At 66.2% G+C, this 3,562-nt stretch carries 4 protein-coding genes; all 4 read left to right on the forward strand.

Going from position 1 to position 3,562, the window contains the following annotated elements; all coding sequences use genetic code 11:
* The first annotated feature begins 114 nt into the window (after nt 1–114).
* The 4 genes from AC1RWI_RS32465 to AC1RWI_RS32480 all read left to right on the forward strand — a co-directional run bounded on the left by AC1RWI_RS32465 (nt 115) and on the right by AC1RWI_RS32480 (nt 3,435).
* Nucleotides 115–891, forward strand: coding sequence for an SPOR domain-containing protein (locus AC1RWI_RS32465; RefSeq protein WP_492870390.1), 777 nt, complete (start codon nt 115–117; stop codon nt 889–891).
* Between the two features lie 91 nt (nt 892–982).
* Entirely contained in the window at nt 983–1,621 is a 639-nt protein-coding gene (locus AC1RWI_RS32470; RefSeq protein WP_492870391.1) for a thiol:disulfide interchange protein DsbA/DsbL, read from the forward strand.
* A gap of 168 nt (nt 1,622–1,789) precedes the next feature.
* Nucleotides 1,790–2,602, forward strand: a complete 813-nt coding sequence (locus tag AC1RWI_RS32475; RefSeq protein ID WP_492870392.1) for an SDR family oxidoreductase — start codon at nt 1,790–1,792, stop codon at nt 2,600–2,602.
* Nucleotides 2,599–3,435: a helical backbone metal receptor gene (locus AC1RWI_RS32480; RefSeq protein WP_043342915.1), complete on the forward strand. Its 837-nt coding sequence runs from the start codon at nt 2,599–2,601 to the stop codon at nt 3,433–3,435. The genes AC1RWI_RS32475 and AC1RWI_RS32480 overlap by 4 nt, the downstream gene beginning before the upstream one ends.
* Nucleotides 3,436–3,562: the final 127 nt, after the last annotated feature.

The following is a 3,562-nucleotide window of genomic DNA, read 5'->3' on the forward strand; positions in this document are numbered from 1 at the left end:
GTGAAGGGGGCTTGCCCCCTTCACCACGCGGCTTATCCGTATCGCCCTGACCACAGTCAGTGATGCCGGGATCGGCGCAGGCTCTATAATCGCGCCATCACGCTAGAGGATTTCATGCAACAGCAACGCAAGCGCACCCCGCGCAATGCCAGCCGCGCCCCGCAGCGCGGAGGTACGTTCCTGGGACTGGTGCTGGGCCTGATCGTCGGCCTGGCGATCGCGGTAGTGGTCGCCCTGTATATCACCAGGTCGCCGGCGCCATTCCAGCAAAAGGGCGCGCAAAAGCCGTCCGAGCCCGGCAATGTGGTCAGCAACCTGCCCGCTCCGGCGCAGGAAGCGCCAAGCGATCCCAACAAGCCGCTGTGGAGCAAGACGCCGGCCAAGCCGGTCGGGCCCGCCGCTGAGCCCGAGCAGCCGTCCGGCCCGGCGCCGACCACGGTGAAGCCGCCCGAGCGCCAGCCGCCGGTAGCCGTCACCCGGCCAGCCGACAAGCCCGCCGCCGAGAAGCCCGCGGACAAGCCCGCCGATCGGCCCGCCGCCGAGAAGCCGGCCGACAGGACAGCGCAGAAGCCGGCGGAGAAGCCTGCTGAAAAGCCGGCCGAGAAGCCTGTCGCCGATCCGATCGCCGAGATCGCCCAGGCCGATGCCAACAAGGTAGGCTACCTGCTGCAGGTAGGCGCCTTCCGCTCGCAGGACGACGCCGACCGCCAGAAGGCCAACCTGGCCATGCAGGGGTTCGAAGCCAAGGTGACCGAGCGCGATGTCAACGGCGTCAAGCTCTATCGCGTGCGCCTGGGGCCGTTCAACAAGATCGACGACATGAACCGTTCGCGCGACCGGCTGCAGGCGTCGGGCTTCGAGGCTTCGGTCATCCGCTTTACCAAGCAGTAACAAGCAGTAACGGTAACCCGGTGCAATCCGCTGAACCGGATTGCACCGCCGCTGTCATACGCTCATTGCCCATTCTCGAAAGCCGCGCCACATGAAGAAACTCGCCGCCTTGTTTGCCACGCTGGTCGCTGTGACCGGTTTCCTGATGACCGCGCCCGCCCAGGCAGCCGCGCCCACCTCGGGCAAGGAATACCAGGTCCTGAAAGCGCCGCAGCCCGTCGCGCCGGGCAAGATCGAAGTCACCGAGTTCTTCTGGTACGGCTGCCCGCACTGCTTTGACTTCGAGCCTGAGCTGGAAGCCTGGGTAGGCAAGCAGGGCAAGGACGTGGTGTTCAAGCGCGTGCCGGTTGCCTTCCGCGACGACCTGCTGCCGCACACCAAGATCTTCTACGCGCTGGAAGCCATCGGCAAGCTGGACGCCATGCACACCAAGGTCTTCAACGCCATCCACGTCGACCGCAAGCGCATGCTCGACCCCAACGAAATCGCCGACTTCATGGCCAAGAACGGCATCGACCGCAAGGCCTTCCTCGATGCTTACAACTCGTTCTCGGTGACCACCAACTCGCAACGCGCCAACAAGATCGCCGACGCCTACAAGGTCGACGGCGTGCCGACGGTCGTGGTGCAGGGCAAGTACGTGACCTCGCCGTCCATCGCCGGCACCAAGGGCACGGCCATCCAGACCATGGATTACCTGGTCGGCCAGGTGCGCGACAAGAAGATGTAATTCCCGGGCTGCGGCCGCCGGCCCTTGGGCTCGCCACGCGCGAGCCGGCTGATGGCCACCAGCGGTCGACCGGCACCGCCGGCGCCGGCGAGGCGCAGCGGCGTCCGGCACGCGCCAGGGCGGGTCGGTCGGCATGAACCATGTTGCGCTTACCCCTGGACCCTCCCGATGCGAGCACAGAAAGTCTTTCTTACCGGCGCGTCTAGCGGACTCGGCCAGGCCCTGGCGCGCGAGTACGCCTCGCAAGGCGCGATCCTCGGCCTGGTTGGCCGGCGTGAAGAGGTGCTGCGTGAGTTCGCACGTACGCTGCCCAATCCCAATGCGGTGCGCGTCTATGGCGCGGATGTGCGCGATGCCGATGCCATGCAGCGCGCCGCCCAGGACTTCCTCGATCATTTTGGTTGCCCCGATGTGGTGATCGCCAATGCAGGCGTATCGGTTGGCACCGTTGCCAGCGAGCGCGAGGACCTCGAAGCCTTCCGCATGGTGATGGACACCAACTGGTTCGGCGTGCTCACCACCTTCCAGCCCTTCATGCAGCCCATGCGCGAACGCGATTCCGGCGCCGGCGGCTGGCGCGGCACGCTGGTCGGCATTGCCAGCGTGGCGGGCGTGCGCGGCCTGCCGGGCGGAGGTGCCTACAGCGCCTCCAAGTCCGCCGTGATCAAGCTGCTGGAGAGCCTGCGCCTGGAACAGCGCCGCGAGCGCATCCGCGTGGTCACGATCGCGCCTGGCTACATCCGCACGCCGATGACCGAGCACAATCCCTATCGCATGCCCTTCCTGATGGACGCCGACGTGTTCGCTCGCAAGACGGTGCGTGCGATTGCCGCCGGGCGCCGCTTTGCCGTGGTGCCCTGGCAGATGGGCGTGGTCGCATCCATCCTGCACCTGATGCCGCGCTGGCTCTACGACGCGATCTTCTCCCGCGCGCCGCGCAAGCCGCGCGCGCAGGGAGGCAGCCAGGACCAGCAGCCATGAGCTGGCAGGACGCAGCCGGCGTCCTGCACGGTCCGGCCACGGGCGACGTGCGCATTGCCTCGCTGGTGCCGTCCGTTACCGAACTGCTGTTTGCCCTGGGGCTGGGCCCGCAGATGGTGGCGCGCACCGGCTTTTGCATCCATCCCGAGCCCGCCGTGCGTGCCGTGGCCAAGGTGGGTGGTACCAAGGACGTCAATCTTGAGCGCCTGCGGGCGTTGGCGCCCACTCACGTAGTGGTCAACATCGACGAGAACCGGCGCGAGACGGTCGACGAGATCCGCGCGTTTGTGCCGCATGTGATCGTCACCCACCCCTGTGCGCCCGCGGACAACCTGGCGCTCTACCGGCTGCTTGGCGGCATCTTCGGCCGCCTTGCGGAAGCGGAATCGCTCTGCGCCGCCATGGCGTCCGAACTGGCGCAGGTACGTGCCCGGCAGTGGCCCGCGCGCAAGGTCCTGTATGCGATCTGGCAGGACCCGTGGATGACGGTGTCGCGCGAGACCTATATCAGCCAGATGCTGGCGTTGGTGAACTGGCAGACGTGGCCTGCGGCTGACGCCATGCCCCAGGCTTGTGTTGAAGGGGCGTGCAGCCGGCCCAATACGCCGCAGACGCGGTATCCGAGCTTCCGGTGGAGCGATACGCTGGTGCGGGAGCTTGACCTTGTCCTGCTTTCCAGCGAGCCCTATCGGTTTACCGAGGCGCATGTGGATGCGCTGGAGCGGCAGATTGGCAAGGAGGTTTTGCTGATCGATGGGGAGATGGTTTCCTGGTATGGGAGTCGGGCTGTGGAGGGGGTGAGGTATTTGATGCGGTTTGCAGGTGGGGTTTAGGGGCTCGGCAACTGCCACTGCCACTGCAACTGCAACTGCTTAACAGCAAGGTCAAAGGCAGTTTCACCTCCCCTGCGGGGAGGCGACCTACTTTCTTGTCTCGCCAAGAAAGTAGGCAAAGAAGCGA

It is taken from the genome of Cupriavidus sp. MPR-AND1C (assembly GCF_058809705.1).